We start from the raw sequence: 391 nt of genomic DNA on the forward strand, positions 1-391 counted from the left end.
GACGCTGGTCTTCGGCCCCGAGACGCCGGCCCCCGCCGGTCCCGGCGACGCCGCCGTGCCGGCCGCCCCCGTCGCCGAGACGGCGCCGCGCGCCCTCCGGCCGGCGCTGTCGGCGATGGCCGCCCGCGCCGCGATCCGCCCGGCCCGCCCGCCGGGCGCGCCCGAGCCCGTGCCGGCCCCCTGCGCGCCTGCCGCGGCCCCCTGCGAGCCTGCCGCGGACGCGGCCGCCGCGTGCGAGCCCGCGTTCCGGGCGCCCGTCCCGGCCGAGGGCGCCGCGCCCGTCGCGGTGCCGATCCCGGCGCGCCCGGTCCTGCTGCGCGGCCGGGCCGCCCCGGCCGCCGAGCCGGCGCAGGCCGTCCCCGAGGTGATCGCCGAGGTGGTCGTCGAGGCG

At 86.4% G+C, this 391-nt stretch carries 1 pseudogene; it reads left to right on the top strand.

Going from position 1 to position 391, the window contains the following annotated elements:
- A pseudogene (locus tag AX737_RS37995) lies at nt 1-391 on the top strand (hypothetical protein); the annotation flags it as partial.

The organism is Methylobacterium sp. CCH5-D2 (genome assembly GCF_001556475.1).
In the GTDB taxonomy this organism is placed as follows: Bacteria; Pseudomonadota; Alphaproteobacteria; order Rhizobiales; family Beijerinckiaceae; genus Methylobacterium; species Methylobacterium hispanicum.